Origin of the sequence: Micromonospora sp. NPDC048843, from assembly GCF_040649965.1 — a bacterium.
Lineage (GTDB): Bacteria > Actinomycetota > Actinomycetes > Mycobacteriales > Micromonosporaceae > Micromonospora > Micromonospora hortensis.
On sequence record NZ_JBEZGJ010000025.1, the window covers coordinates 1 to 25,723 of the forward strand.

26 protein-coding genes and 2 pseudogenes are annotated in these 25,723 nt (G+C 72.2%); 17 read left to right on the forward strand and 11 right to left on the reverse strand.

Annotated features, from left to right (window positions below):
- On the forward strand, positions 1 to 699 hold a 699-nt coding region (locus tag AB0C20_RS08885; RefSeq protein ID WP_357567668.1), incomplete at its 5' end, for an endo-1,4-beta-xylanase.
- Between the two features lie 98 nt (positions 700 to 797).
- Here the strand turns inward: AB0C20_RS08885 and AB0C20_RS08890 are convergent.
- The 3 genes from AB0C20_RS08890 to AB0C20_RS08900 form a co-directional block, all read right to left on the reverse strand.
- Positions 798 to 3,665, reverse strand: coding sequence for a glycosyl hydrolase (locus AB0C20_RS08890; RefSeq protein ID WP_357567669.1), 2,868 nt, complete (start codon positions 3,663 to 3,665; stop codon positions 798 to 800).
- A gap of 157 nt (positions 3,666 to 3,822) precedes the next feature.
- Complete coding sequence (locus tag AB0C20_RS08895; protein ID WP_357188530.1) at positions 3,823 to 4,221, reverse strand: hypothetical protein; 399 nt, start codon at positions 4,219 to 4,221, stop codon at positions 3,823 to 3,825.
- A 40-nt stretch (positions 4,222 to 4,261) separates the two neighbouring features.
- A complete protein-coding gene (locus tag AB0C20_RS08900; RefSeq protein ID WP_357188532.1) occupies positions 4,262 to 4,957 on the reverse strand; it encodes a DUF1223 domain-containing protein in 696 nt (231 codons plus the stop codon).
- A 92-nt stretch (positions 4,958 to 5,049) separates the two neighbouring features.
- Here AB0C20_RS08900 and AB0C20_RS08905 point away from each other — a divergent pair, with 92 nt between their 5' ends.
- Positions 5,050 to 5,415, forward strand: a complete 366-nt coding sequence (locus tag AB0C20_RS08905) for a GNAT family N-acetyltransferase (protein WP_357188534.1) — start codon at positions 5,050 to 5,052, stop codon at positions 5,413 to 5,415.
- Positions 5,416 to 5,437: 22 nt separating this feature from the next.
- Here AB0C20_RS08905 and AB0C20_RS08910 read toward each other — a convergent pair whose 3' ends face one another.
- Positions 5,438 to 6,028, reverse strand: a complete 591-nt coding sequence (locus AB0C20_RS08910; protein ID WP_357188536.1) for a TetR/AcrR family transcriptional regulator — start codon at positions 6,026 to 6,028, stop codon at positions 5,438 to 5,440.
- Between the two features lie 146 nt (positions 6,029 to 6,174).
- On the opposite strand from AB0C20_RS08910, the gene AB0C20_RS08915 reads away from it, so the two are divergent.
- A complete protein-coding gene (locus AB0C20_RS08915) occupies positions 6,175 to 6,891 on the forward strand; it encodes an isocitrate lyase/phosphoenolpyruvate mutase family protein (protein ID WP_357188538.1) in 717 nt (238 codons plus the stop codon).
- 138 nt (positions 6,892 to 7,029) lie between these two features.
- Here the strand turns inward: AB0C20_RS08915 and AB0C20_RS08920 are convergent, their stop codons facing one another.
- The 6 genes and pseudogenes from AB0C20_RS08920 to AB0C20_RS08945 form a co-directional block, all read right to left on the reverse strand.
- A complete protein-coding gene (locus AB0C20_RS08920; RefSeq protein ID WP_357188540.1) occupies positions 7,030 to 7,191 on the reverse strand; it encodes an SDR family oxidoreductase in 162 nt (53 codons plus the stop codon).
- Positions 7,188 to 7,712: an SDR family NAD(P)-dependent oxidoreductase gene (locus tag AB0C20_RS08925; RefSeq protein ID WP_357188542.1), complete on the reverse strand. Its 525-nt coding sequence runs from the start codon at positions 7,710 to 7,712 to the stop codon at positions 7,188 to 7,190. The genes AB0C20_RS08920 and AB0C20_RS08925 overlap by 4 nt, the downstream gene beginning before the upstream one ends.
- 117 nt (positions 7,713 to 7,829) lie before the next feature.
- Positions 7,830 to 8,210 (reverse strand): annotated as a pseudogene (locus AB0C20_RS08930) (hypothetical protein); the annotation flags it as partial.
- A 1,123-nt stretch (positions 8,211 to 9,333) separates the two neighbouring features.
- On the reverse strand, positions 9,334 to 10,683 hold the full coding sequence (locus tag AB0C20_RS08935; RefSeq protein WP_357567670.1) for an NAD(P)/FAD-dependent oxidoreductase: 1,350 nt from the start codon (positions 10,681 to 10,683) through the stop codon (positions 9,334 to 9,336).
- Between the two features lie 121 nt (positions 10,684 to 10,804).
- Positions 10,805 to 11,125: pseudogene (locus tag AB0C20_RS08940) on the reverse strand (TcmI family type II polyketide cyclase); the annotation flags it as partial.
- Between the two features lie 130 nt (positions 11,126 to 11,255).
- Entirely contained in the window at positions 11,256 to 12,053 is a 798-nt protein-coding gene (locus tag AB0C20_RS08945; protein WP_357567671.1) for a BTAD domain-containing putative transcriptional regulator, read from the reverse strand.
- A 425-nt stretch (positions 12,054 to 12,478) separates the two neighbouring features.
- Between AB0C20_RS08945 and AB0C20_RS08950 the strand changes: the two genes are divergently transcribed.
- From AB0C20_RS08950 to AB0C20_RS09000, 11 genes are all read left to right on the forward strand, one after another.
- A complete protein-coding gene (locus AB0C20_RS08950; RefSeq protein WP_203120710.1) occupies positions 12,479 to 12,817 on the forward strand; it encodes a TcmI family type II polyketide cyclase in 339 nt (112 codons plus the stop codon).
- Positions 12,814 to 14,553, forward strand: a complete 1,740-nt coding sequence (locus AB0C20_RS08955) for an acetyl-CoA carboxylase carboxyltransferase subunit alpha (RefSeq protein WP_357567672.1) — start codon at positions 12,814 to 12,816, stop codon at positions 14,551 to 14,553. Before AB0C20_RS08950 ends, AB0C20_RS08955 begins: the two co-directional genes overlap by 4 nt.
- Positions 14,550 to 15,077, forward strand: coding sequence for an acetyl-CoA carboxylase biotin carboxyl carrier protein (gene accB, locus AB0C20_RS08960; RefSeq protein ID WP_357567673.1), 528 nt, complete (start codon positions 14,550 to 14,552; stop codon positions 15,075 to 15,077). The genes AB0C20_RS08955 and accB overlap by 4 nt, the downstream gene beginning before the upstream one ends.
- Before the next feature lie 19 nt (positions 15,078 to 15,096).
- Entirely contained in the window at positions 15,097 to 16,527 is a 1,431-nt protein-coding gene (locus tag AB0C20_RS08965; RefSeq protein ID WP_357188550.1) for an acetyl-CoA carboxylase biotin carboxylase subunit, read from the forward strand.
- Positions 16,524 to 17,279: an SRPBCC family protein gene (locus AB0C20_RS08970; RefSeq protein WP_357188552.1), complete on the forward strand. Its 756-nt coding sequence runs from the start codon at positions 16,524 to 16,526 to the stop codon at positions 17,277 to 17,279. The genes AB0C20_RS08965 and AB0C20_RS08970 overlap by 4 nt, the downstream gene beginning before the upstream one ends.
- Positions 17,272 to 17,676, forward strand: a complete 405-nt coding sequence (locus tag AB0C20_RS08975) for a cupin domain-containing protein (protein ID WP_196922953.1) — start codon at positions 17,272 to 17,274, stop codon at positions 17,674 to 17,676. The genes AB0C20_RS08970 and AB0C20_RS08975 overlap by 8 nt, the downstream gene beginning before the upstream one ends.
- Positions 17,677 to 17,791: 115 nt before the next feature.
- On the forward strand, positions 17,792 to 19,066 hold the full coding sequence (locus AB0C20_RS08980; RefSeq protein ID WP_357188554.1) for a beta-ketoacyl-[acyl-carrier-protein] synthase family protein: 1,275 nt from the start codon (positions 17,792 to 17,794) through the stop codon (positions 19,064 to 19,066).
- Positions 19,063 to 20,337, forward strand: a complete 1,275-nt coding sequence (locus tag AB0C20_RS08985; protein ID WP_357188556.1) for a beta-ketoacyl synthase N-terminal-like domain-containing protein — start codon at positions 19,063 to 19,065, stop codon at positions 20,335 to 20,337. The genes AB0C20_RS08980 and AB0C20_RS08985 overlap by 4 nt, the downstream gene beginning before the upstream one ends.
- Positions 20,334 to 20,657, forward strand: a complete 324-nt coding sequence (locus AB0C20_RS08990; protein ID WP_357188558.1) for an antibiotic biosynthesis monooxygenase family protein — start codon at positions 20,334 to 20,336, stop codon at positions 20,655 to 20,657. Before AB0C20_RS08985 ends, AB0C20_RS08990 begins: the two co-directional genes overlap by 4 nt.
- A gap of 243 nt (positions 20,658 to 20,900) precedes the next feature.
- Positions 20,901 to 21,728, forward strand: a complete 828-nt coding sequence (locus AB0C20_RS08995; RefSeq protein ID WP_357188560.1) for a M55 family metallopeptidase — start codon at positions 20,901 to 20,903, stop codon at positions 21,726 to 21,728.
- A 287-nt stretch (positions 21,729 to 22,015) separates the two neighbouring features.
- The gene (locus tag AB0C20_RS09000; protein ID WP_357567674.1) at positions 22,016 to 23,404 is read left to right on the forward strand and encodes a class I adenylate-forming enzyme family protein; all 1,389 of its coding nucleotides are present in this window, start codon (positions 22,016 to 22,018) and stop codon (positions 23,402 to 23,404) included.
- On the opposite strand, the gene AB0C20_RS09005 is transcribed toward AB0C20_RS09000, so the two are convergent.
- Positions 23,332 to 24,018 carry a 4'-phosphopantetheinyl transferase superfamily protein gene (locus AB0C20_RS09005; RefSeq protein ID WP_357567675.1) on the reverse strand — a complete coding sequence of 229 codons (687 nt, stop codon included), beginning with the start codon at positions 24,016 to 24,018 and terminating at the stop codon, positions 23,332 to 23,334. The genes AB0C20_RS09000 and AB0C20_RS09005 overlap by 73 nt on opposite strands.
- 15 nt (positions 24,019 to 24,033) lie before the next feature.
- On the opposite strand from AB0C20_RS09005, the gene AB0C20_RS09010 reads away from it, so the two are divergent.
- From AB0C20_RS09010 to AB0C20_RS09020, 3 genes are read left to right on the forward strand one after another with little or no spacing between them, the layout of a single operon-like run.
- A complete protein-coding gene (locus AB0C20_RS09010) occupies positions 24,034 to 24,300 on the forward strand; it encodes an acyl carrier protein (protein WP_203119726.1) in 267 nt (88 codons plus the stop codon).
- Positions 24,300 to 24,545, forward strand: a complete 246-nt coding sequence (locus tag AB0C20_RS09015; RefSeq protein WP_357188567.1) for an acyl carrier protein — start codon at positions 24,300 to 24,302, stop codon at positions 24,543 to 24,545. The genes AB0C20_RS09010 and AB0C20_RS09015 overlap by 1 nt, the downstream gene beginning before the upstream one ends.
- Positions 24,538 to 25,677: a beta-ketoacyl synthase N-terminal-like domain-containing protein gene (locus AB0C20_RS09020; RefSeq protein WP_357567676.1), complete on the forward strand. Its 1,140-nt coding sequence runs from the start codon at positions 24,538 to 24,540 to the stop codon at positions 25,675 to 25,677. The genes AB0C20_RS09015 and AB0C20_RS09020 overlap by 8 nt, the downstream gene beginning before the upstream one ends.
- The last annotated feature ends 46 nt before the right edge of the window (positions 25,678 to 25,723 follow it).

Genomic DNA, 25,723 nt, shown 5'->3' on the forward strand with positions numbered 1-25,723 from the left:
GTGCCGATCGACTGCGTGGGCTTCCAGTCGCACCTGGGCACCTCGCTGGCCGGTGACTACCAGGCCAACCTGCAGCGGTTCGCCGATCTCGGTGTGGATGTGCAGATCACCGAGCTGGACGTGATGACCGGCGGCAACCAGGCCAACATCTTCGGCGCCGTCACCCGCGCCTGCATGAACGTCTCGCGCTGCACCGGTATCACGGTGTGGGGAGTGCGGGACTGCGACTCGTGGCGTGGCTCGGACAACGCCCTGCTGTTCGACTGCAACGGCAACAAGAAGGCCGCGTACACGAACGTCCTGAACGCCCTCAACGCCGGCCCGGCCATCCCGACGGACCCGCCGACCGATCCGCCGACCGACCCTCCGACCGACCCGCCGACCGATCCGCCGACGGACCCACCGGCGGTTGGTTGTTCGGCGTCGGTGTCACTGAACTCGTGGACCGGTGGATTCGTGGCCTCCGTGAAGGTGACCGCCGGCTCCGCCGGCACGAGCGGGTGGAACGTCGGCTTCACGCTCCCGAGTGGTGCCAGCGTCACCAACACCTGGAGCGCGACGGCCAGTGGCTCCACCGGCACCGTGCGGTTCGCCAACGTGAACTACAACGGCCGGCTCGGCGCGGGCCAGGTCACCGAGTTCGGCTTCCAGGGCACCGGCAGCGCCTCCGGCGTCACGCCGACCTGCACCGCCTCGTGATCACCCGATGACCGACTGAACGACCGACGTCGGCCGGTGCGAAGGACCTCTCGTGGCCCTCCGCACCGGCCGACGTCATGTCGCGTCGTGCCTGTCGATCAGGAGTACGGGAGCCGCAGCACCGACTGGTTGCCGATGCCCACTGTGGTCGGGTTGTTGCCGATCGCCGACCAGACCTCCACCCGGACCCTGCCGTTGCTCAGCGCTCCCAGCGTGCCGGTGGCCGAGGACAATCCGGCGCTCTGGGTGTAGTGCTCGTAGCCGGTGACCGGGTCGGTGGCGAAGTAGCGCCCCGTCTCCACCCGGTCCCAACTGCCGTTGCCGGTGAGGTCGTAGGAGATCCGCACCTGCACGCCGTTGCCGACCGCCGTCCCGGCGTCCACGAACAGGTCGAACGCCGTCTGCCCGCCCGCGTAGGCGAGGTTGAGGCCGGTCGCCGTGAAGACCTGGGCGTTGGTGGGCGTGCCGTCGTGGTTGCCGTTCGCCGCAGCGACAGTCGTCGTGGCCGCGCTACCGGCGGCGCCCAACCCACCCCCGGGCAGCAGGTACCGCGTCGGGGTGCCCGGGGTCGTCGGCGGGTCGGTCGTCGGCGGGGGGTCCGTCGGCGTCGTCGGGGGGACTCCGCCGGCCGCGTTGCCACCACTCCAGGTGTACGCCCCGGTGGTGGCCGTCTTGCCGGCGCCCACGGCGAGCGTGGTGCCGTTGGAGAACGTCACAGTGATCGGCGTCGCCGTCGGGTTCGACGCCACGTAGGTGCGGGCCCCGTTGCGGGAGAAGACCGCGGACAGCGGATGGTTGCCGGTCACCGTCGTGTCGACGTTGCCGAGGGCGGCGAGGTTGCGGATCCAGTGGAACGTGTGCGCCCGACTCTCGCCCTCCTCCGGGGTGTAGCCCGGGTTCGCGCGAAGGTTCGCCAGCGCCGCGTCGGGGTCGCCGAGGGCCTGGAACTGCCAGAGGATGTCCTGCCACACCGTCGGTTGTCCGCCGTTGTTACGGACCAGTTCGGCGTAGTTGGTCCGCACGTACGCCGGGTTGTTGCCCAGGTAGAGGTGACCGCCGGTGACCGGCAGCAGGTTGATGCCCTGGATCATCTCCGGCTCGCCACTGAACCAGGTGGCGTACGCGCCGCCGTCGCCCCAGACCATGCCGACCGTGGAGTGCCCGAAGGCGGCGGGGAAGTTCTGGTCGCTGACGTCGAACCAGTACTCCTGGATGGCGGCGGCCTGGGTGGTGTAGAGGAAGACGCCCGCGTCACGGATGGCGGTGTTACCCGTCGTCTGCCCCCACTGGATGAGAGCGCTTGCGAAGTTCATCCCCTCCGACGAGGACTCCTGGTTGTTGCCAGAGCCGAACGAGCCGTGCCCGGACGCCCAGTCGTGCCCGGCGTAGATGTCGAAGTCCCGCAGATACGGGAACTGGGTGTCGCCGCGGCGGTAGTTGTTGGCGTCGCGGATCAGCAGGTCGACCATGCCGCCGTAGCGGCTGGTGGCCGCCCAGGCCGGGTCGAACTTCGCCAGCGTCGCCGCGGCGGCGATGTAGTAGCCGTAGTGGAAGTGGTGGTCGTTGAGCTCCTGGTCCGACCCGTACGACGCCGGGTAGCCGATGAGCGTGCCCCAGTTGTTGTCGTAGTAGAAGACCCGACTGGTCTTGCCGCTGGACGCGGTGAACCAGTCGGTGAGCGTGCTACGGATCGCGTTCAGCGCGCTGTCGCGCGTCGTGGTGTCGTTGACCTGGTCGGCGATCTCGGCGATCCGCGCGGCCCGGCCGAGCCCCTTGCCGGTCCAGTAGGTGTCGTTGCCGCGTTGGTCCATCGGGTTGGCGCGGGTGGCGGCCAGGTGCCCGGTGAGCGTCGACAGGTCACCACCGGTGCCGTCGCCGACTGCCGGCAGTTCCGGCAGGATGCCCTGGAACTTCATGGCGGTGCGGAACTGGTTGACTCCCGTGAGCACCCTCATCCGGCCACGCGCCGACGGGTAGGTCGGCGTGATCGCGGTGGACCCGCTCAGCGACTTCCACTGGTGCGGGTAGAGGCTGACCACCGTCTGCGTGGCGGTGCCCTCCCGGGCGGTAGTGGTGAACGCGTACGTGGTGGTCAGGCCGCTGGTCGCCGGGTTGTACGCGTACGAGAGCTGGGTGCCGGTCACGTGGGCGTGCGCGTACTGACCGTAGGTCGCTGCCAGCGCGGCGCGCTCGGTCGCGCTGGACGTCGGCGGCAGCAGGGCGACGGAGAAGTAGCCGCGACCAGCCAGGGTGGAGGAGATCCGGCCGGAGGCCACTGTCCAACTGGCGCCGCTGGGCGCGAACCCGACGTAGTCGTGGCCGTTCACCCGGAAGCCGATGGTGGCGCCGCTGTTGGACCAGACGTCGGGGGTGCCCGCGGTGCTGATCTGCGCGTTCCCGCCGGTGGTCTGGAAGTACGCGAAGGGCAGACCGTGGCCGATGGTCGCGCGCATGGTGCGCGTGCCGTCGCTCCAGTGCGGGCTGACCGTCCAGTCCGTCCAGCCGTCGACCTTCACCAGTGGTGCGGCGAGCCCGGCCACACCGACCCGGATGTCCTGCACGTACGGGTAGTGGAACTCGCCGACACCGGTGGCGGTGCCGCTGATGGCGGGCGTGGAGTTGGCGGAGAAGCCCAGCCCGTCGCCGAAGGTGTCGTACGAGATCGGGTGGGCGTGCAGCGGCTCACTGAACGAGCAGTCGGTGCGCTTCCACAGCAGTGAGGACCACCAGTCGTTGGTGGGGATCGGCCCGGCGGGCGCGTTGGCGGTGGCGAACTGCCGGGGGTTGCTGGACATCGCCCCGCAGCCGCTGGGGAGCGCGCCGACCGGGGTGGTGGTGTAGCTGCCGGCGCCGACGGGCGCGGCCTCGGCCGCGCGGGTGACCGGGATCGTGAGTCCGCCGACGACCAGGGCCAGCGCTGTGGCGGCGGCCAGGGCCCATCGGCGGTGGGGGACGGGAGGTTTCATCGTGCCTCCATCGCGCGCGCCGGGTGCGGCCCTTGCCGGGTCCAGCGCTATGCGTCTGAATTGGGGGGAAGGTCAGGTGAGAGAGCGCTCTCTCGGCCACGGTAGTGGAGTACCGAGATCCCCGTCAATGTGTCCAACCCGTTGCGTGCTGATGTCGCTATTTGCCGGCACCCGCACGGTCGCCCAGCGGTTCGCCTTCACTGTCGTTCGACAGCGCGTCCGGCACGCGCATCCGCCACGCGTCGGTCACCAGCTCGGTCAACCGGTCCAGGTCGACCGCCGCCAGACGCAGCAACACCAGAGGCAGGCCGTCGTAACCGGGCGCGGTGAAGAAGACCTCGGGTTCCCCGAGCAGGAGAGCCTGCTTCTCGGCCTCGTCGCCGACGAACAGCACCGCGATGTCGAGCCGGATCACACGAGGCTTGCCCGGTGTCCGCTCGGGATAGGACCAGACGAAGCCCTTGTCGGCCACCCGGAAGTCGAAGCCGTCACTGGCGATCTCCACAGTGTGCGGCAGGGCCAGCGCCACTCGGCGTACGTCGTCCGCGTCAGCCACCGAACCGCCTCGCACCCCGCACCATCCGCATGGGCTGAGATTACGCGGTGGACAGCTCGATGGCCGTGGCGCCGACGATCGCCCGTTCGCCGTTCTCCTGGACATAGCCGACCACGCTGGCGCTCCGCGGATCGAGACCAGGCGGTGTCGCCAGCTCCACCTGCCCGCGCTCGGCGTCCAGGCTCACCGACCTGAAGGCGCGTACGACGTTGTCCTGCCGCAGCGTCCGCCCGGCGTTCTCCCCCCGGGCGATGTCGCTGGTCAGCTCCCGTTCCACGACCGCCACGTGCAACACCGCGCGCTCCGGCGGCTGTTCGGTCCGGTAGTCCACCATCACCCGGTCATTGCCCAGGTTGGCGATGGAGAGCGCCAGTGGTGTGGCGGCGGTCGAGGCCACGGCGGACATGATCGCGGCGGCCGCGCGGCGGCGATCGGAACCGACGAACTCGACGGTGCCGTTGACGACCATCTGCGGCGTGTACAGACCACGGGTGCCGAGCGCGCGGGCGTAGGCCTCCTGCCGCGCGGTGTACGCCGCGTCCGCGAACTGGTCGGGCCAGCCCAGGTCGTCCCAGTAGTCGACGTGGAACCCGAGGGCGAAGACGTTCTGGCCCCGGTCCCGGGCGTCGCGCTCGATCTCGCTCAGCAACTCCTCAGCGGGAGGGCAACTGTTGCAGCCCTGGGACGTGAACATCTCGACGACGGCGAAGCCGCCGTCCGTCGATGGATTCGTCATGGTGGCGTGTCTCCTCCCACGGTCTGCCCGGCGGTGTCGCGTTCCCGGTGCCCGGCCGCGTTGCGTTTCCCGTTTCGGCCGAGACAATGCGCGTGGGGTCGCGAGCCCTGCCGGTCCGCAGCGAGCGCCGCCGGGTCGGGTGGTTGGATGGTCGGGTGCAGTTCACAGTGACAGACGCGCCGGCGCGGGAGCGTTTCGAGGCGCGCGACGAGGCGGGCGCGGTCGTCGGGTTCGTCACCTATCAGCTCACCGGCTCGATCATCGCCTACACCCACACCGAGGTCGATCCGGCGTACGAGGGCAAGGGCGTCGGGTCGACGCTGGCGCGGGCCGTGCTGGACGACGCCCGGGGCAAGGGCCGGACCGTCGTGCCGATCTGCCCGTTCATCGCCGACTGGCTGGTCAAGCACCCGGAGTACGAGAGCATCGTGGTCCGGTCCACCCGCAAGATCAAATAGCCGCGCTCCCGGCCGGCTGGTGTCAGGCGTCCGGTAGGAGCTTGGCGGCGAGGGTGCGGGCCGTGGCGGTCAGGGTGTCGATGTCCAGCCCCGTCCGCCCCATGAACACCAGGCCCTGCTGTGCGGCGAGCAGCGCGCGCGCCGTCTCGACCGGGTCGACGTCGCGCGGCAGGTCGCCCTCGTCCTGGGCCCGCCCGACGCTCTCGGTGACCAGGGCGGTCGTCGCCTCGTAGGTGCGCCGCGCCTCGGCGAGGACGTCGGGGTCGCTGGTGGCGAGTTCGTACGTGCTGTTGGCCATCAGGCAGCCGCGCCGGGCGGCAGCACCGCCCGGGTCGTTCACCGGCGCCATGACGAACGCGCGCAGCGCGTCCAGGGCGCGGGGAGCGGCGCTGAGCATCTCGCGCAGGTAGCCGCCGCTGGTGTCGGTGTATTCCCGCAGCGCCCGCAGGAACAGTCGGTGTTTGTCGCCGAAGGCGCCGTAGAGGCTGCCCTTGCCCAGCCCGCTGACGCGCACCAGGTCCTCCAGTGAGGTGGCCGCGTAGCCGGCGTCCCAGAACTGGTCTCGGACGGCGCGGATCACCTGCTCCTCGTCGAACTGCCGTGGCCTGGCCATCCGACCAGCGTAGCAATTATTGACCATGTGGTCCACCATGCGGGCGGTGGACCGATCCGCGTGCATCACCGGCGCCGTGCTTGACTCCAACGGCGGACACACCGCCCGAGCCCCGCCCTCCGCAGCCCTGTCGGGAGACCACAACGATGACAGCCTCCACCTTCCGTGCTCTGCACCACGACCGCGCCGCCGGCGACCCGCTCGTCCTGCCCGGCCCCTGGGACGCGGCCAGCGCCCGGGTGCTGGCCGACGCCGGTTACCCGGCGCTCGCGACCCCGAGCGCGGGTGTCGCCGCCTCGCTCGGCTACGAGGACGGCGCGACCCCGCCGGACGAGATGTTCGCGGCGATCGCGCGTATCGTCCGCGCCGTGTCCGTTCCGGTGTCGGCCGACGTCGAGGGCGGTTACGGCCTCGCCCCCCGCGAGCTGGTCGGACGGCTGTTGGAGGCCGGTGCCGTCGGCTGCAACCTGGAGGACTCGGAGCGGAACGCCACCCTCAAGGACCCCCGGCGGCACGCCGACTGGCTGGCCGAGGTGCGCGCGGAGGCGGGCGACGCGCTCGTCATCAACGCGCGCGTCGACACCTTCCTTGTCGGAACGGGTGACCCGGCCGACGCGGTGGAACGCGCCCGCCTCTACGTGGCCGCCGGCGCCGACTGCGTCTACCCGATCCTGGCGCCGCCGCAGGTGCTCCCGCAGCTGCGGGCGGGCATCTCCGGACCGATCAACATGGCCGCCGGACCGGACCGGGAGTCAGTGGCCGAGCTGGGCCGGCAGGGTGCCACACGCATCACCTTCGGTCCAGGAATGCAGCGGTACGCGATGGCGTCGATCGGCGACCTGGCGGCCGAGCTGCGCGCCTGAGGGCGGGGCCGCTCACCGGTGATCGACCCGGCTTCCTGAAAGTCGGGGTGTTCCAGTCGGGCGGTTGGCGCGGTTTCCTGAAAGCCGAGTGGATCTTCGTGGCGGACGTGGTCGCTCTGTGGCTGACCGAACGTGGCGCTAGACGACGGGAAGTTCGCCGCCGTCGACCGTCAGGCTTACTCCGGTGACCCACTGAGCCCGGTCCGACACGAGGTAGGCGACGGCTTCGGCGATGTCGCGCGGGTCCCCGGGACGACCCAGAGGGATGCCCGCTGTGGTGGCGGCGAGCGCGACGTTCATCGCGTCGGCGAAGTTCTGCGGATCGCGTCGGCACCCGGGGTGAGGACGTTGCCGGGAATGATCGTGGCGACCCGGATTCCGGCGGGCGCGAGCTCGGAAGCGAGCGCTTTGCCGTAGGTGTTGAGGGCGGCCTTGGCGGCCCTGTAATGAGCCAGTGGCGGCGCCGGCGTGAGGGCCGCTCCCGATGAGATGTTGACGATCGCGCCGCCCGCTCCGGCCTCGCGCAGCGCCGGCAGCAGCGCGTTGTTGACCCGCACGGCGGACAGATAGTTGAGGTCGAGGGCGTCGATCCATTCCTCATCGGGGATGGACGCCACACCCCCGAGGTGAGCGCGTGCCGCCGCCGCGTTGTTGACCACGATGTCGACGCCGCCGAGTTCGTCGAGCGCTGCCGCGGCGAATGCCTGCACACCTGCGAGCGTGCCGATGTCGCCCCGAATGAAGGTGGCGGCCTTCGGCGTCTCGTCGGAGGGGTTACGCGCCGTGGTGACCGAGGTGTTCGGCGGGCTGATCGTCACCATGCAGCGCGGACTCGAGTCGACCACCCGGGCGGTGGGCGTCGGAAATTTCGGCAGCTACGGCCGAGCCCCCGGCGAACCGTCGCGATGGACGGCTGCCGGGGGCTCGAATGCAGGCGGTCAGACCTGGTTGCCGCTCGGCAGCACCGCGGCCATCTCGTCGCCGGCGCCGGCGAGCACGCGTGCCTGCTGCGGCCAACTGGCCAGCCCAGGTGCGGCGCGCAGGCCGGCGGCCCGGATCAGGTCGCGCAGCGCCGGCTCGTCCAACTCGCCGAGCTGGCCGTACGTGCGCACGCCCGCGTCCTGCAACGCGGCCGCCATCTTCGGCCCGATCCCCTGGATCCGGCGGAAGTCGTCGGCCGGGCCCGTCGGGTCGGCGTCGACGCCGTTGATCGTCGTGTCGGCGGCCGAACGAACCGGAGGGGTCGCGGCGGCGGTCGGGCGGACCGGAGGCCCGGCCACCGCCGACCGCTCGTCGACCGCAGCGGCCACCGCAGGCTCGGAGTTCACCGAGTCGGCCTGCACCGGCTCGACGTTCACGGAATCGGCCTGCACCGGCGCGGCATCGGACGGTCCTGCGGTCGCCAACGCCTCTGCCGGCGTGGCGTCGACCGCCGTGGCCTTTGTCTCCACGTCGTCGGCCGAGCCGACGGAGGCCGGCACATCGTCGGCCGGCGTCGAGTCGATCGGCGTGGTGTCGACGGGCGCGGTCTCGACCGGCGCGTCGTCGGCAGGCGTGGTGTCGGCCGGGGTGGCCGCTACCGGCGCAGCGTCGATCGCCGCATCGTCGGTCGGCGTCGTGTCGAGCGGCGCCGCGTCGGTCGGCGGAAGGTCGTCCGCGGGCTGGCGGGGAGCGACCACGGCCGCCGGGGCGGGCTGGTCGTCGACAGTGATCGGCTCGGGGGCCGAGTCCACGCCCGACTCCTGCCGCAGCTCAGCGGCGTCGGAGTGCTCGGTGACCGGTACGGACGGCGGGTCCTCGGTCAGCGCCATGTCCGCCGGGTCGACGGTGCTCGGGGCGTCCGCCGGCACGGGCACCGGGGTGGGACCGTCCGGTTCGGTCAGCGCGGCTGGCGCGCTGACCGTGTCGACAGGTACCGGCTCGTCGGCGACCGCTGTGGGTGCCGGGTCGACGGCGGCCGCAGGCCGGGCCTCGTCGGCGGTGGCAGCCGGCGTGGGCGTGGTGATCACGGCCAGGCCGGCGACGGGGTCACCATCCACAATCGAATTGCCCTGTACGCCCCGTCGGCCGCGCAGCAGCCACCCGGCGGCCAGGCCCAGCAACAGTGCCAGTACCACTATCAGCGAGTGTCCGAAAGACCACGCCACGGCGAACCTCCCTCTCAGGTCGTTGGAAAAGTCACGAGAAAAACTCGCCGCAGCTTCGCACACGCGTATTGCCGACGACAGGCAGGATCGGCCGTCAGCGTTGCCGGCGGGACAGCCACCTCAGCCGGTGTTTGCCGGGTGACACAGCGTCGCCCGATCACACCAAAACCCGACCCGATGAGACCGGGTCGGGCATGGAGCGGGTCAGGCATGGATCGGTCGGGCAAAGCGTTCTGGACACGATGAGACCCGGGCCCGGCGTGGGTCGCCGAGCCCGGGTCGGGCGATGCGGGGTTCAGTCCCGGTCGCCCTCGTAGGTGTGGAAGTCGTCGACGAACCGGCGACGGAGCCGTGGTACCCGACTGGTCACTCCGAAGTAGCCGCGCGCGCCGAGCAACGCGAGCCGACCCACCACCGGTCGGTACATCCGGTCGTCGCCGCTGGTGCCGCTGCGATTCAGCGATTCGGCGACCCGGGCGAAGCCGTACGGCGCCATCACGGCCTCGTAGTCGGCGACCGCCTGGAGCAGCGTCTTCTCGCCGGCTGTGGCACGGCTGAGCTGTGCGCAGAGCAGGCGGGCGTCGCGCAGCGCGGTGTTCGCGCCCACGCCCCGACCCGGGGTCATGGTGTGGATGGCGTCGCCGAGCATGGTGACGGTGCTGCTCTTCCAGGGCGGCACCGGCTCGGACGTGGACACTTTGATCGGTAGGGCGCTGGCCGGGTCCGCGTGGGTGAGCAGTTCCCGAAGGTGCGGGTGCCAGTTCCTCGTGAGGTCCATCGCGACCTGCACCAGGGCCTCACCGCGGCGTTCCATGATGTCGGCGGGGAACCGGTTGGCAGCACTCCAGATGATCAGGTTGATGTTGTCGGTGGTGGTGTCGTGGGCCAGGCCGGGCCAGTTCCGGAGCAGGGTGGCGTCGGGCTCGCTGACGCCAGGCTTGATAGCGCGTTCGGCGTCCCACTTGAACTCCATGACGTGCAGCACCCCCATCATCCCGCCGACGCCGAAGATCAGCGAGATGCCCTGCTGGACCCGCTCCGGAATGAGACCGCTGGTGTGCGGGGTCAGCGGGATCCGGGTGGCGATGTTGATCGTCCCGGCGTCGCGGGTGACGGCGTGCGGAAGGTACTGGCGGCGTACGGCGGAATGGGTGCCGTCGGCCGCCACCAGCAGGTCGCCGGTGGCGCTGGTGCCGTCGGCGAAGTGCGCGGTGACAGTGCCGTCGTCGCGCTGCTCGTACCGGGTGAAGGTCTTGTCGAAGTGCACCACGTCCTCCAGGCCGGTCAGCAGCACCTGGCGCAGCACCATCCGGGCCACCGAGTGTTCGGTGCGTACCGGGTCGGCGCTCGGCCGCAGCGCGAACGACGCGGTCTGGCGGAGCCCCTGGGTGACGACGTTGAAGTAGTGCGGCGGCCGGGCGCAGGTGGCCAGGAAGGTGGCGAACAGCTCCGGAGGTAGACACTCCCGCAGTGCCCGGCTACCGGTGGGGCCGATGCCGACCCGGTAGCCGAGCAGCCCCTCGGCGCGGTCGCGGTGCCGTTCGTAGACGGCGACGCTGATCCCGGCGCGGCGCAGGCCGTGCGCCAGGCACAGCCCGCCCGTGCCCGCGCCGATGATCAGGACGTGCGGCGGCGCGGCGGACATGTCAGCCGGCCGGGTGCGCGGCGGGCGCCTCGGTAACTGCCGGGCGAGGAGCGGGCGCCTCGGTGCTGGCCGGCCGCGGGGCGGGCGCGTCGGTGCTGGTCGGGCGCGCTGCGGGCGCCTCGGCGGCGTCCCACCGGTAGAAGCAGCCAGCGATCGCGTCCCGGGGGGAACGCCAGGTCGGCAGGTACGGCGACGTGTGCGCGGAGAGCCGCTCGTTGACCTGTCGGAAGAGCGGGTGGTTGCGGGCCGCCGCGAGCGCGTCCGGGTCGAGGTCGTCCGAGGTCTCCAGCAGGTGTACGCACAGGTCGTGCAGGCAGTACAGGGATCGGTGCGTGACACCGGTCAGGCCGGGCAGGTCGGTGGCGTCGGACTCGGCGAAGATCTGCGCGACCCGCCCCTCCGCTCCCGGGATGATCCGGCTGACGATCAGTAGACGACTCATGGGACCCCTTCCGCCGGTGGCCTGCCCGACCCCTCGGGGATCGGTGCCACGTGCTCTGTGCCCCCACCGTGCCGCAGCGCCTGTCACATCACCGTCACGTGCGCCGACCGGGCGGTGACGGGCGCCGCCGTCACGTACGCCGAACGGCGGGTGACGGGCGGTCGGTGATGGCCTCGCGGCTGGCCTGGCGGATCGGGGCGAGGGTGTCGTCGAGCAGGGCGCTCATGGCGGGGCTCGGCTCCAGCCGCAGCTCCCGGCGCAACAGGTCCCGGTAGACGTAGAAGGCGTGCACGGCTTCGAAGGCGTTGCCCTCGGCCAGGTGGATGCGGACCACCAGTCGGTGTGGTGTCTCCCGTAACGGCTCGGCGGCCATCGCCTCCAACGCGGCTTCGAGGGCCTCGCCGTGCCGCCCCGCGGCCAGGTGGTGCCCGGCCACCTGTTCCAGCATGTGCAGGCGGAGTTGGCGCAGGCGTTCCCGGTCCAGCAGCACCCAGTCGTCGTACCAGCCGGGCAGGAGGTCGTGCCGCCCGGCGGCGAGGGCCCCGGCCGCGGTGCGCGGGTCGTCGCCGTCCCGGACCCGGGCCGCGGTGCCGACCAGCTCGTCCACGTCGAGCCGGACCGCCGGGCCGAGGCGTACGGTGTCGCTGGCCACTGTCATCGGGCAGCACGGGTCCTGTCGCAGCCGCCACAGCGCGGTACGCAGTGAGGACAGCGCCCGTTCCTCCGACGCGTCGGGCCAGAGCAGCCCGGCGAGCTGGCTGCGGGTGGCGCCGGGGCGCAGCCCGATCAGCGCGATCACCCGTTGCAGCCCGCGCGGCACCACGACCGGCACCGCCTCGCGGAGGAGTCGAAAACCTCCGAGCAGGTGCAGTGAGACACCCTTTTCGGGCGGGTCTCCGGCGGTCGGCACGGACGGATCAGCGGCCACGGCGGCACCCCCTGCGGAACGCTCGTCCCGACTGTCTGCTGTGTCCCGGATCGGTTGCCCTCGACGCCACTGTCGACCCCGCCGATCGCGGCGTGGCCGGGCGCGGCCCCGCCCGCCGAGGCCGCCGGGCTGACCACGCTGAAGATTATCAATAATGGTCACGTTGCGTCAACGCCAGCGTGGACCTTCTATTAGCGACAGTCAACCCGAGATCGGTTCTGAACTGCATAAACATTAGTGCGTGGAACGCGCCGGGCACATAGCTGATGCACAGGTTGCGTCAACGCAGCGTCACCACCGCCCGTCGCTGGCCGACCCGGCACGGTGACGCCGCCGTGACGAGGATCGGCGCATCGTGTCGGCAGTCGTCCAGCGCGTCCGGGGGCCACCCGTCGCCGGCCGGACGCTGTGGGGGGAGGCCCAGTATGGACCGATCACTGATCGTCGCGAAGGTCGATCCGACCGCCGAGGAGCGGGTCGCCGAGATCTTCGCCGAGTCGGACGCGACGGAGCTGCCGCGCCTGGTCGGTGTCCGGCATCGCTCGCTGTATCGACTGCACGACCTCTACGTGCACCTGCTCGAGACCGCGCAGCCGGCGGAGGGCGCGGTGGAGGCCGCTCGTGACCACCCCGAGTTCATCCGGGTCAGTGACCGCCTGCGGCCGTACGTGTCGCCGTACCTGTCGACCTGGCGCTCGCCGCGCGACGCCATGGCGCGCTGCTTCTACCGGTTCGACGCCCCGGACGTCGGGCGGCGGTCGTGACGGCCACCGCGCCGCGCGAAGAGCAGCTCTGGTCCCGCTGCGCGGGCTGCGCGAGCCTGCTCTACCGCAAACGGCTGCGCCGCAACCTCGACGTCTGCCCGGAGTGCGGCGAGCATGCCCGACTCGGCGCGCCGGAGCGCCTGCGCCAACTGGTCGACCCGGGTTCGCTGTGCCTGCTGCCCGACCGGTTGCCGGAGGCGGACCCGCTCGACTTCGTCGACATGCTGCCGTACCCGCACCGGCTCACCGGTGCGCGGGCCAGCACGGGTCTGGCCGAGGGGGTCGTCTGCGCCACGGCCACCATCGGTGGGCACCCGGTAGCCCTGGCGGTGATGGACTTCCGCTTCCTCGGTGGCAGCCTGGGCTGCGCGGTGGGCGAGCTGATCACCCGGGCGGCCGAACGGGCGCTGGACGACCGCACCCCGCTGGTCCTGATCACCGCCTCCGGCGGGGCGCGGATGCAGGAGGGCGCGCTGTCGTTGATGCAGATGGCGACCGTCAGTCAGGCCATCGCCGCGTTGCGCGAGGCGGGGCTGCTCACCGTGAGCGTCCTCACCGACCCGACCTACGGCGGGGTGGCCGCCTCGTTCGCCACCAACACCGATCTGGTACTCGCCGAGAGTGGCGCGCGGATGGGCTTCGCCGGCCCTCGGGTGATCCGCCAGATCACCGGGCGGGCCCTGCCGGAGGGCTTCCAGACCGCCGACTTCCTGCTCCGACACGGGCAGGTCGACATGGTGGTGCAGCGCCGGTCGCTGCGCGGACGGCTGATGGCGCTGCTCGCCGCGACCCGCGCCGGCCGTCCGGCGCGTCCGCCCGTACCCCGGCAGGAGCCGGCGTCGCACCGCGAGCGCCTCGCCGACGACGGCGCGGCCCTGGCGGGGCCGGCGGCCGAGGGAGACACCGGCACCCCGGCGGTACGCGACGCGTGGGACACCGTCCGGATGGCGCGGCACCCGGGGCGGCCCACCACACTGGACTATCTGGACTCGGTCTTCGACGGGTTCGTGGAGCTGCACGGCGATCGGCTCGGCGCGGACTGCCCGGCCATCGTGGGTGGGGTCGCCCGGTTGGCCGGCCGGCACGTGATGGTCATCGGTCACCAGAAGGGGCACACCACCGCCGAGTTGGTCGCCCGCAACTTCGGCATGGCCAGCCCGGCCGGGCACCGTAAGGCGCTGCGGCTCATGCGCCTCGCGGCCCGCCTCGGCCTGCCAGTGGTCACCCTGGTGGACACCCCCGGCGCCGACCCCGGGGTGAGCGCCGAGGAGCAGGGTCAGGCGGCGGCCATCGCCGAGAACATCCTCACCCTCACCGTGCTGCCCACCCCAGTGCTCGCGGTGATCACCGGCGAGGGCGGCAGCGGCGGCGCGTTGGCGCTGGCGGTGGCCGACCGGGTGCTGATGCTGGAGAACGCCGTCTACTCGGTGATCAGCCCCGAGGGGTGTGCGGCGATCCTCTGGCCAGACCGGTCCGCGGCCCCGCAGGCGGCTCGCGCGTTGCGACTGACAGCGCCCGACCTGCGCCGGCTCGGGGTGGTCGACGAGGTCGTGTCGGAGCCGTCGAGTGCCGCGCACGACGACCCGGCGGACACCGCCCACCGCCTACGTGCGGCCCTGCTGGCCAACCTCCTGCCGCTGCTGGACGTGCCACCGGCCATGCTGGTCCGCCTGCGCCGGCAACGCTTCCGACGGTTCGGCGCGAACCGCGTCGGCGCTCGGGCGGGCCTGCGATGACCGCCGGCGACGGGGCGCTGTCGACAGTCGACGCGTCCGACGACGTGGGGGTGGACGGCGAGGCGGCGCTGGCCGGACTGCGCCGCCAGGCGCAACACCTGATCGCCGAGCTGGCCGGGCCGGTGCGCCGGATCCGGCTGCGCAGCGGGGCGGCGGTGCTGGAGGTCGAGTGGCACCCCGAGGACGCGACCCGACCGGACGTACCAAAGCCCCGGGCCGAGGCGGCACCGGCGGCCGAGCCGGCGTCCGGCACACCACCTGCGGTCCGGCCGCCGGTGCCCGGGCGGGCCGCGGTGCGGGCACCGATCGTCGGCACCTTCTACCGGGCGCCGGAGCCCGGCGCGCGGCCGTTCGTCGCGGTGGGCGACCTGGTCCGCCCCGGCCAGCCGGTGGCCATCGTCGAGGCGATGAAGCTGATGAACGAGGTGACCGCCGACCGGGCCGGCCGGGTGGCCGCGATCCTCGTCGAGGACGGCCAGCCAGTCGAATACGACCAGCCGCTCGTCGAACTGGACCCGGCATGACGGCGCGGGGTGGTTGACCATGTTCGAGACCGTGCTGATCGCCAACCGGGGCGAGATCGCGCTGCGGGTGCTGCGTGCCTGCAAGGAGCTCGGCGTGCGAACGGCGGTGGTCTACTCCGCCGCCGACGCCGACTCGGCGGCGGTCCGCCTCGCCGACCAGGCCGTCCGGATCGGACCGGCGTCGAGTCGGCGCAGCTACCTCAACGCCGCCGCCATCGTGGAGGCGGCCCGGCAGGTGGGGGCGCAGGCCGTGCACCCCGGCTACGGCTTCCTCTCCGAGGACGCCGACTTCGCCGAGATCTGCGCCGACAACGGGCTGACGTTCATCGGCCCGCCACCGGCGGTGATGGCCGCACTGGCCGACAAGTCCTCGGCCCGGGCACTGATGAGCCGCGCCGGCCTGCCGCTGTCGCCGGGCAGTGTCGCGCCGGTGCCGACCGCCGCAGCGGCGGCCGAGGTGGCCGACACCGTCGGCTACCCGGTGATCGTGAAGGCCGCCGCCGGGGGCGGGGGCCGGGGGATGACAGTGGTGCACACACCGGGCGAGCTGCGCCGTGCGTACACCCGGACCCGGGCCGCCGCGCAGGCCGCCTTCGGCGACGACCGGGTGTACGTCGAGCGCTACCTCACCGAGGCGCGGCACGTCGAGGTGCAGGTGCTCTGCGACGCCCACGGCAACGGGGTGCACCTGGGCACCCGGGACTGCTCGGTGCAGCGCCGGCACCAGAAACTCGTCGAGGAAGCGCCCGCCCCGGCGCTGGCCGCCGCCGTTCTCGACACCATCGCCGAGACCGCCCTGCGGGGTGCGCTCCAGGTCGGCTTCGTCGGTGCCGGCACGCTGGAGTTCCTGGTCGACGCCGAGGAGAAGTTCCACTTCCTGGAGATCAACTGCCGGATCCAGGTCGAGCATCCGGTCACCGAGATGGTCACCGGCATCGACCTGGTGCACGAGCAACTCCACATCGCCGCCGGGGTACCGCTGCGGTGGCGGCAGGAGGAGATCCGCCTGCACGGCGTCGCTGTGGAGTGTCGGGTCAACACCGAGGACCCCGAGCGCGACTTCGCCCCCACCCCCGGCCGGTTGGTGCGATTCACCCCACCCGGCGGCCCGTTCACCAGGGTGGACACCCACGCCAGCGCCGGTTACCTGGTCGGCCCCTGGTACGACTCGCTGCTCGCCAAGGTGATCGTGTGGGCGCCCGACCGGGAGTTGGCCCTCAACCGGCTGGAACGTGCCCTGGACGAGTTCGACGTCGCCGGTCCTGGCGTGCACACCACCATCCCGTTCGTCCGGCGGGTCCTCGACGACGCCGCATTCCGCAAGGGCCGCTACACCACCGGCCTGGTCGACCGCCTGCTCGCCGCGCCCGCGCCGGGGCCGACGGTCACTCCCGCACCTCGCACCGCGCCCGCCGCAGATCCCGACGCAACCCACAGGAGGACCCGATGACCGTCACCCATGGTCGCCCGATGACCGCCGAGATCACCGACATCCTGGTGGCGCACTGCGGGCTGGACGCCGACGCCGCGGCCCGGGCGCCCGCCGCGTCGCTCGAGGAGCTGGGCATGGACTCGCTCGCCCTGCTGGAACTCTCGGCGGTCGTCGCCGACCGCTGGCAGGTGGCCATCCCCGAGCAGGCCGGACAGTTGAGCATCCCGGCGGTGGCCGACCTTGTCGCCCGCCGCGCCGACCCGCCCGGGCACACCGAGAACGGCGTGGTCATCGACGCGCCGCTGGGACTTGTCTGGGAGGTCACCAACGACGTGGCGAACTGGACCGAGCTGTTCACCGAGTACGCGGTGGTGGAGATCCTGCACCGCGAGGGGCACACGGTGCGGTTCCGCCTCACCATGTACCCCGACGAGAACGGGGTGTCCTGGAGCTGGGTCAGCGAGCGCACCGCCGACCCGGTGAGCAGGCAGGTCCGGGCGCACCGGGTGGAGACCGGGCCGTTCGAGTACATGCGCATCCACTGGCGCTACACCGAGGAGGCCGGTGGGACCCGGATGACCTGGACGCAGGACTTCGCCATGAAGCCGACCGCGCCGGTCGACAACGCCGCGATGACCGAGCGGATCAACACCAACAGCGTGATCCAACTCGCGGTGATCAAGGACCGGGTGGAGCGGATCGCCTGGCAGCGCGCCGACCAGGGCAGCCCGACCGCCAGCGACGCACCGACGGGAGCCGACGATGAGTGACCTGAGCACCCGCCCGATCGCCGCCCGGGACGTACCCGCCGACCGTCGGCGCGGCGGTGAGCTGCGGGTGCTGCTCGGCCCCCGCACCGTCGGCAGCACCTCAGGTTTTCTCGGGGTGGCCACGCTCGAACCGGGGGAGCGGATCGCCGAGCACTACCACCCGTACAGCGAGGAGTTCCTGTACCTGGTCCGGGGCGCGATCACCGTCGACCTGGACGACCAGCCGACGCTGCTGGCCGCCGGTGAGGGGCTGTTCGTACCGGTGAACGTGCGGCACCGGCTGCGCAACACCGGCGTCGAGCCGGCCGAGGTGGTCTTCCACCTGGGCCCGCTCGCCCCCCGGCCCGAACTGGGCCACGTCGACACCGAGCTTGTCGAACAGCGGGGCACGTCGTGAGCGCGAGGAGTGAGCCGGGTTTGCGAGCCCCGCAGTCGCGAACCGTCGGTGGCAGCGTGAGCGCGAGGAGTGAGCCGGGTTTGCGAGCCCCGCAGTCGCGAACAGAGGTGACGCGATGACCGGGCGCCGCACGGTGGTGACCGGGATCGGGGTGGTCGCCCCGGGCGGCGCCAGCCGGGACCGCTTCTGGAAGACCATCACCGAGGGGCGGACCGCCACCCGCCGGATCAGTTTCTTCGACCCGTCGGCGTTCCGGTCGCAGATCGCTGCGGAGTGCGACTTCGATCCGGTCGCGGCGGGGCTGAGCGAGGCCGAGCGACGCCGGGCCGACCGGTACGTGCAGTTCGCGCTGGCCTGTTCCGCCGAGGCGGTGGCCGACGCCCAGTTGGTGCTCACGGACGCGGAACGGGACCGGGCCGGGGTGGTGCTGGGCACGGCGGTGGGCGGCACGATGGCGTTGGAGCAGGAGTACGTCACGGTGAGCGAGCACGGTCGACGGTGGCTGGTGGACGGGACGCGCGGTGGCCCGTACCTCTATCAGGCGCTGGTGCCCAGCAGCCTCGCGGCGGACGTGGCCTGCCGGCACGGGCTGCACGGCCCGGCGCAGGTGGTCTCCACCGGCTGCACCTCCGGCATCGACGCGATCGGGTACGCCCATCAGATGATCGTGGACGGTGAGGCGGACGTGATGCTGGCCGGTGCGTCCGACTCGCCGATCTCGCCGGTCACTGTCGCCTCGTTCGACGCGATCAAGGCGACCAGCCCGGACAACGACGACCCGGCCCACGCCTCCCGCCCGTTCGACGCCGACCGGCACGGGTTCGTGCTGGCCGAGGGCGGGGCGGTGCTGGTGCTGGAGGAGGCCGGCCACGCCCGGCGACGGGGAGCGCACATCTACTGCGAGGTGGCCGGGTACGCCAGCCGCAGCAACGGCTTCCACATGACCGGGTTGCGGCCGGACGGACTGGAGATGGGCCTCGCCGTCACCGACGCGCTACGGCAGGGCAGGATCCTGCCCGAGCAGGTCTCCTACATCAGCGCGCACGGCTCGGGCACCCGGCAGAACGACCGGCACGAGACTGCCGCGTTCAAGCGGGCGCTGGGTCAGGCCGCGTACCGGATACCGATCAGCTCGATCAAGTCGATGGTCGGGCACTCGCTCGGCGCGATCGGGTCGATCGAGATGGCCGCGTGTGCCCTCGCCATCGAGTTCGGTGTGGTGCCGCCCACGGCGAACTGGAGCACCCGGGACCCGGAGTGCGACCTGGACTACGTACCCAATGAGGCACGGGAGGTCCCGGTGGACGTGGCCCTGTCGGTGGGCAGCGGGTTCGGCGGTTTCCAGTCGGCGATGGTCTTCCGTCGGATGCTCGGCGCGGTGGCGGCGTGAGCGCCGCCTCGCACGGTGGCGGCACGACGGCCCGGGCGGTGGTGACCGGCATCGGGGTGGTCGCACCCAGCGGCATCGGCGCGGACGCGCACTGGCGCACGGTCCTCGCCGGCACCCGCCGGACTGGGCCGATCACATTGTTCGACCCGGCCGGCTATCCGACCCGCTTCGGTGGGGAGGTGCCCGGCTTCACCGCCGACTCCTACGCCGACAGTCGGCAGTTGGTGCAGACCGACAGGTGGACACACCTCGGCTTCGCCGCCACCCGGCTGGCGCTGGCCGACGCCGGCCTGCCCGACCGGGCCCCCGACCCGTACGGCTACGCGGTGACCCTGGCCAGCTCGTCCGGGGGCAACCTGTTCGGTCAGCGGGAACTGCAACGGCTGTGGGGCGGCACGTCGCGGACGGTCGGGGCGTACCAGTCGATCGCCTGGTTCTACGCGGCCAGCGTCGGGCAGCTCTCCATCCACCACCAGTTCAAGGGCCCGAGCGGGGTGCTGGTCGCGGAGTCGGCCGGTGGGCTGGACAGCCTGGCGCACGCCGCCCGCGCCGTACGCCGGGGCACCCCGGTCGTGATCGCCGGGGCGACCGAATGCCCGTTGAGCCCGTACGCGCTCGCCTGCCAGCTCCGCTCGGGGCTGCTCAGTGACGTCGCCGACCCGGAGCGGGCGTACCGGCCGTTCGACGCCGCGGCCAGCGGCTACCTGCCGGCCGAGGGCGGCGCGGTGTTCGTGGTGGAGGAGCTGGGGCACGCCCTGGCCCGGGGCGCCCGGGTCTACGGCGAGGTGAGCGGCTGGGGCTCCACCCACGACGCCGCGCACACCACGGCGGAGAGCAGCGGCGACCCAGCCCAGTACGCGAGGGCGATGCGGCTGGCCCTGGACCGCGCGGGCGTCGCCGCCGCCGGCATCGACGTGGTGCTGCCCGACGCTCTCGGCGTGCCCCGCTACGACCGCAGCGAGGCCGAGGCGCTGCGGGCCGTGTTCGCCGACCGGCAGCCCCCGGTGACCACGCAGAAACCGCTGACCGGTCGGGCGTACCAGGGCGGCTCGGCGTTGGACGTGGCCACCGCGCTGCTCGCCTTCGCTCACGACACGTTGCCCGCGTCGGCGGGACCGGACGAGGTGGCTGAGGGCTGCGAGTTGGACTTCCTGCGGGAGCACCGCCGACCGCGCAGCCGACTCGCCCTGATCTGCGCGCGGGGTTTCGACGGGTTCAACAGCGCGCTGGTCCTGCGTGGGGCCGCGCCGATGAGGGGAGAGGCGTCATGAGCGACGAACGGGCCCGGGTGGTCTTTCTGGTACGGGTGCCGCTGCCACGCACCGAGCAGTTCCTCGCCGCGTACGAACAGGTGCGGCACCTGGTCGCCGGCGGTGTCCCGGGGCACCTGGTCGACCAGGTGTGCCGGTCGTCGACCGACCCGGAGCAGTGGTTGATCACCAGTGAGTGGGCGAGCCTGGCCGACTTCGAAGACTGGGAACGCAGCCCGGAGCACCGGGAGTTGGTGCGCCCGATGCGGGAGTGCTTCACCGACGCCCGTTCGCTGCGCTTCCACATCCACGCCCAAACCCCAGCCTCAGCCCCAGCCTGACGCCCCCGCCCCCCGCCCCGCGCCGCCCTGCCCCCGCCCCCCGCCCCCGCGCCCGCGCCCGCGCCCGTCGATCATGGAGTTGTGGTGGGGGACAATTGCCCCTTGCCGTGACCATCCAGGCGCCACAAGTCCAAGATCGGCGGCTCTCTTTCCGACGACCGCAACTACGAGATCGGCGCGGTGGGACGGGGCTGCGCCGCGCGGGGTCGACATCGTCTCCGGAGCGCGTAGGGTCCTGGAGTCATGAAGGTGCTGATCTCGGTGGACCTGGAAGGCATCTCGGGGATCGTGCACTCCACCGAGACGAACCCGGATCGGTACGACTACGAGCGGGGCCGGGCGTTGATGACGGCCGAGGCGAACGCGGTGATCGCCGGGGTCCTCGATGCCGAACCCGACGCGGTGGTGTGGGTCGCCGACGCACACGGAACGTTTCGGAACATCCTGCCGGAGGACCTCGACCGGCGTGCTCACCTCGTGCGAGGCAAACCCCGCCCGCTGGGCATGCTCGCGGGGCTGGACGAGCAGACGGATGCCGTTCTGCTCATCGGCTATCACGCTCGGGCCGGTGCCGGGCCCGCCGTGCTGGCCCACACGATAAGTGACGCCGTTCTCGACGTACGGGTGGCCGGCCGATCGTTGGGTGAGATCGGCCTCAACGTCGCCATGGCGGGGCACCTGGACGCGCCAGTCGTCCTGCTCAGCGGAGACGACACCGCCTGCACGGAATTCAGTGAGCTGGTGCCCTCGGCTGTCACCGTCGCCGTCAAGCAGACCCTGGGGCAGGCCGCCGCGGTGGCCCTGCATCCTCAGGAGGCCCGGGAGCGGCTGCGCCATGCTGCCGCCGACGCGATCGCCCGGCGCGCCTCGATTCCCCCGGCGAAGATGGCCGGGCCGTTGGACGTCGAGGTTGACCTGTACGGCCCGTACATGGTCGACCTCGCCACTCTGGTGCCGGGCGTGACCCGCGTCGGCGGCGGTCGGACGGTCGCCTTCCACGCCGTCGACGTCGCCGAGGCGTACCGGCTGGTCCAGCTGCTGGTCCAGCTCGCCAGCATCAAACCCGGCTAGCGCCCGAGCGTCGTCCGGCTCGACCGGCGACCGCGACGCCATCGGCCGTCCGGCTGGCAGCGCGCGACGGTTGTACTAGGGGTCATGCCTCGGTGACGCTCTGCCAAGTCGCCCGCCCGATCCTGCCCGCCGAACGGGCTGTCGGCAATCCGGCTGGCCGCTGCTTTTGATCCATCCATTCGCATCTAGCAATGCCGCCGTCGGTGGTCGTATGGTTCCCCGCAGCACCCCGACAAGCGTACGTGATGGGCGGATTCGCCCTCTTTCATGCTGGGCGGTGAACGGCAGTGACGGCAGAAGATCCTACGGCGACCGACCCCGGCTGGGTGGACGAAGTCCTCTTCGCCGGCCACCCGACCGACGTTTGTCTCCGTCTGCCCGATCCCGTCGACAGGGCCACCCTGCACCGGCTGGTCACCGCCGCGCAGGACCGGTTGACCACCGCCGGACTGCGCCCCGGTGGCGCTGCGGCGCTGCGGCTGCCACCGTCGCTGGCGTACGTGGTGAACCTGCTCGCCACCTGGCGCGCCGGGGGGCAGGCGATCCTGCTCGACCACCGGCTCACCGACCACGAGGTGGACCGGGCGCTGGCCCGGTTGAGCCCGCAGGTCGTGGTCGCTCCGGTACGAACCGGTGGCGGCGCGCTGAAGATCTTCGTCGACGTCACCGAGGGCGTCACCCGGTACGCCGACCGCCCGGCGGTCAGCGGCCACGCCGTGATCCAGCTCAGCTCCGGCTCCACCGGCCCGTCCAAGGTGATCGGCCGCACCGCCGCCGACCTGGTCGCCGAGGTGCACCGCTACACCCTGATCGACGGGGTGGCGCTGCCCGGCGAGCGGATCATCCTGCTGCCCTCGATGGTGCACGTGCTCGGCCTGGTCGGTGGCCTGCTCTACGGGCTGCACGCAGGGGTCGAGCTGGTGCCGCCGGAGCGGCTCAGCGGCGATGCCGTGCTGGCCGCGATCAGCGCCGGCACCACACCGGCCACGGTGCTCGGTGTGCCATTCCACATCGGACTGCTCGCCTCCACCCGACCGACCGGGCCACTGCCACAGCTGCGGCGGATGACCACCGGGGGCGAGCTGGTGCCGGCCGCCGTCGCCCGGGCGTTCACCGACCGGTACGGGGTGCCGCTGGGCAACATGTACGGGATGACCGAGGTCGGGGTGATCGGCACCGACCTGTACGGGTCACACCGACCGTCGATCGCCCCCGTACCCGGGATCGAGGTCCGCGAGTCCGGCGGTGAGCTGTGGGTGTCCTGCCCGGCGTCGCCGTACGTCGGCCTGAGCGACCCGACCCGCTGGTCCGACGGCTGGCTGCACACCCGCGACGCCGGCACCGTCGATGAGGACTCCGGCCTGGTCACTGTGCGCGGTCGGCTCGACTCGCAGGTCTCCGTCGGCGGGATGAAGGTCGACCTGACCGAGGTGGAGGCCACCGTCGCCGAGCTGACCGGGGTTGCCGCCGCCGTGGTGGTCTGGGACGACGGCATCACCGCGTACGTCCAGCCCGACGGACCGCTGTCCGAGGAGACGCTGGACGAGCTCCTCGCCGAACGGTTGGCCGGCTACAAACGGCCCCGGGCGTTGCACCTGCTCGATCAGTTGCCTCGTACCACCACCGGCAAGCTGGTTCGCTCGACCGACGCGCTGCGCTCGGCGGTCACCCCGTGACCGGGCCGCTGCACCACCTCGACGTCGACCTGCGCGCTCGCCCGCGCGGCGACCGCCAGGACGACGCCCCCGCCGAGCCGCGGGTGACCGACCCGCAGGGGCTCGGCGCCGGGCACCTGTCGCAACGGCAGCCCCGGCGGCGGCATCAACCGGCGCAGCCCGCCGCCGCGCAACCCCCGCCCGAGCGCCTTGCCGACCGCCTCCTTGGCGGTCCACAGCCGCAGGAAATCCGCCGTCCGGTCGGCCTCTGGCCGATCGCCCAACCAGGCCAGCTCGGCGGGCGGGAACCAGCGGCGGGCCAGCGCGAGCGCCGGCAGCGGGCGGATCCGCTCCACGTCCACCCCGACCGCGTCGGCCCGACGGGCGGCGACCACCACCAGCCCTGGGGTGCGGCTGACGCTGACCGCCAGCTCGACCGACCCGGTCACCTCGTCGACCCGGACGACCGGCCGTCCCTCGCGGTCGTGCGTCAGCACCAGCTCGGTCTCCGGGCGACCGAGCAGCAGGGCACCAGCCCGCCGCACCAGCACAGCGGCCGGATCCGGCTGACCGCCGGCGTCCCGGTCGACCCACACGTAGACGGTGTCCCGACCGGACACCGTCAGCTGAGCCACGCAGAGAGGGTATCCATGAGAGCCGAGGTCCGCGCCTTCGTCGTCGAGCAGCTCGCCGACATGAACTACGACGTCGAGGGGCTCGACGACGACACCACGCTCGGCCCGTCCGGCGTCGACCTGGAGTCTCTCGCCCTGGCCGATCTGTCCGTCCGGGTCGAGGACCGGTACGGCCTGACGTTCGCCGACGACGAGTCGGAGCAGCTCGCCCTCATGACGGTCGGCGAGTTCACCACGATGGTCGCCAACCGCGTCACCGAGGCGACGAGCGACAAAGGCTGATGAGCGGTCAGCCCGATCTGGGGCGAGCTGACCTGATGACCATGCTCGCCGAACTCACCGCGAAACCGGCTGCCGAGGTGTCCGACCGGATCGGCTCGATGGAGCTCGCCTGGCTGGTGCACCTCGTCGAGCAGCGCTACGAACGCCGGCTCGACCTCACCGACGACGAACTGGCCGGCATCCGCACCGTCGACGACGCCCTGGCGGTGTTCCGGGCGTCGCTGACCGCCTCCGCAGATGGTTGAGCCGCGCGTCGCCCAGCTCACCGGTGTGCACGCGGTCAGCGCCCTTGGGCGGGGCGCCGACGCGCAGCTCGCCGGTGTGCTGGCCGGGGTACCGGCGTTCGGACCGGTGAGCCGATTCGACACCGCCGCCCGCCGGGTCACAGTGGCGGCCACACTGCCCGAGATCGCTACCCTCACCGACGAGCTGGCCGCCGGGATCGACGCGGCCTGTCGGGCGGCCGGCCTGGACCGCGCGCAGCGCGCCGGATGCGCCCTGCTGCTCGCCGTGCACGGCGGCCCGGCCCTCGGTACGGGCCCGGCCGCCGGTGCAGGCCCGACCCTCGGTACGACGCCGGCCGTGCTCGCCGGTCAGCTTGCCGCCCGATGTGGACTCTCGGGTCACACCCGGGTCTATACCAGCGCCTGTGTGTCGGCCAGTACGGCGGTGGCCGACGCCGCAGCCCGGATCGGCCGCGGTGATGTCGAGCGGGTGGTGGTCGCGGCCGGCTACCTGGTGGAACCGGACCAGTTCGCGCTCTTCGACGCCGGCCGCGCCCTCGCTGTCGACGGGGCGGTCCGCCCGTTCAGCGCCGGCCGCCGGGGGTTGCTGCTGGGTGACGGTGTGGCCGCTGTGGTGCTGGAGTCGAGCACCGTCCGACGACGCGGTGTCGATCCGGTGGCCTCGGTGGTCGGCTGGGGGCGGGCCGGCGACGCGTTCCATCCCTGCCAGCCGGAACCGGGTGGCACCGGGCTGGCCCGCGCGATCGGCGGCGCGCTGCGCCGGGCCGGGCTGCCACCGCAGTCCGTCGGCTACGTCAACGCCAACGCCACCGGCACCGCGCAGAGCGACGCCGCCGAGGCGGCCGCCCTGCGCCGGGCCCTCGGCGGGCATGCCCCCCGGGTCCCGGTGAGCTCGACGAAGTCGGTTCACGGGCACGCGCTGGAGGCGTCCGGGCTGCTCGAACTGGTGGTCACCGCACTGGCGCTGCGTCACGGCGAACTGCCGGTCAACGTTGGCTGGCTGGGACCCGACGACTCCTGCCCCCTGAACGTGGTCAAGGACCGTCCCCACAGGACGGAAGCCACCCACGCCCTGACCCTCAACGCCGCCTTCGGCGGCGCCAACACCGCTCTCCTGGTCGGCGTCGGATGACCGCCCCCCACTCCCCGCGATCGTGCACTTTCTGCCCCGACGAATC

Excerpts from the sequence above, each read along its gene's own strand:
- AB0C20_RS08890 (WP_357567669.1), bottom strand. The coding sequence starts at position 3,665 with ATGAAACCTCCCGTCCCCCACCGCCGATGGGCCCTGGCCGCCGCCACA.
- AB0C20_RS08900 (WP_357188532.1), bottom strand. The coding sequence starts at position 4,957 with ATGACGAATCCATCGACGGACGGCGGCTTCGCCGTCGTCGAGATGTTC.
- AB0C20_RS08910 (WP_357188536.1), bottom strand. The coding sequence starts at position 6,028 with ATGGCCAGGCCACGGCAGTTCGACGAGGAGCAGGTGATCCGCGCCGTC.
- AB0C20_RS08915 (WP_357188538.1), top strand. The coding sequence starts at position 6,175 with ATGACAGCCTCCACCTTCCGTGCTCTGCACCACGACCGCGCCGCCGGC.
- AB0C20_RS08920 (WP_357188540.1), bottom strand. The coding sequence starts at position 7,191 with ATGAACGTCGCGCTCGCCGCCACCACAGCGGGCATCCCTCTGGGTCGT.
- AB0C20_RS08925 (WP_357188542.1), bottom strand. The coding sequence starts at position 7,712 with ATGGTGACGATCAGCCCGCCGAACACCTCGGTCACCACGGCGCGTAAC.
- AB0C20_RS08935 (WP_357567670.1), bottom strand. The coding sequence starts at position 10,683 with ATGTCCGCCGCGCCGCCGCACGTCCTGATCATCGGCGCGGGCACGGGC.
- AB0C20_RS08950 (WP_203120710.1), top strand. The coding sequence starts at position 12,479 with ATGGACCGATCACTGATCGTCGCGAAGGTCGATCCGACCGCCGAGGAG.
- accB (WP_357567673.1), top strand. The coding sequence starts at position 14,550 with ATGACCGCCGGCGACGGGGCGCTGTCGACAGTCGACGCGTCCGACGAC.
- AB0C20_RS08965 (WP_357188550.1), top strand. The coding sequence starts at position 15,097 with ATGTTCGAGACCGTGCTGATCGCCAACCGGGGCGAGATCGCGCTGCGG.
- AB0C20_RS08970 (WP_357188552.1), top strand. The coding sequence starts at position 16,524 with ATGACCGTCACCCATGGTCGCCCGATGACCGCCGAGATCACCGACATC.
- AB0C20_RS08975 (WP_196922953.1), top strand. The coding sequence starts at position 17,272 with ATGAGTGACCTGAGCACCCGCCCGATCGCCGCCCGGGACGTACCCGCC.
- AB0C20_RS08980 (WP_357188554.1), top strand. The coding sequence starts at position 17,792 with ATGACCGGGCGCCGCACGGTGGTGACCGGGATCGGGGTGGTCGCCCCG.
- AB0C20_RS08990 (WP_357188558.1), top strand. The coding sequence starts at position 20,334 with ATGAGCGACGAACGGGCCCGGGTGGTCTTTCTGGTACGGGTGCCGCTG.
- AB0C20_RS08995 (WP_357188560.1), top strand. The coding sequence starts at position 20,901 with ATGAAGGTGCTGATCTCGGTGGACCTGGAAGGCATCTCGGGGATCGTG.
- AB0C20_RS09010 (WP_203119726.1), top strand. The coding sequence starts at position 24,034 with ATGAGAGCCGAGGTCCGCGCCTTCGTCGTCGAGCAGCTCGCCGACATG.
- AB0C20_RS09015 (WP_357188567.1), top strand. The coding sequence starts at position 24,300 with ATGAGCGGTCAGCCCGATCTGGGGCGAGCTGACCTGATGACCATGCTC.
- AB0C20_RS09020 (WP_357567676.1), top strand. The coding sequence starts at position 24,538 with ATGGTTGAGCCGCGCGTCGCCCAGCTCACCGGTGTGCACGCGGTCAGC.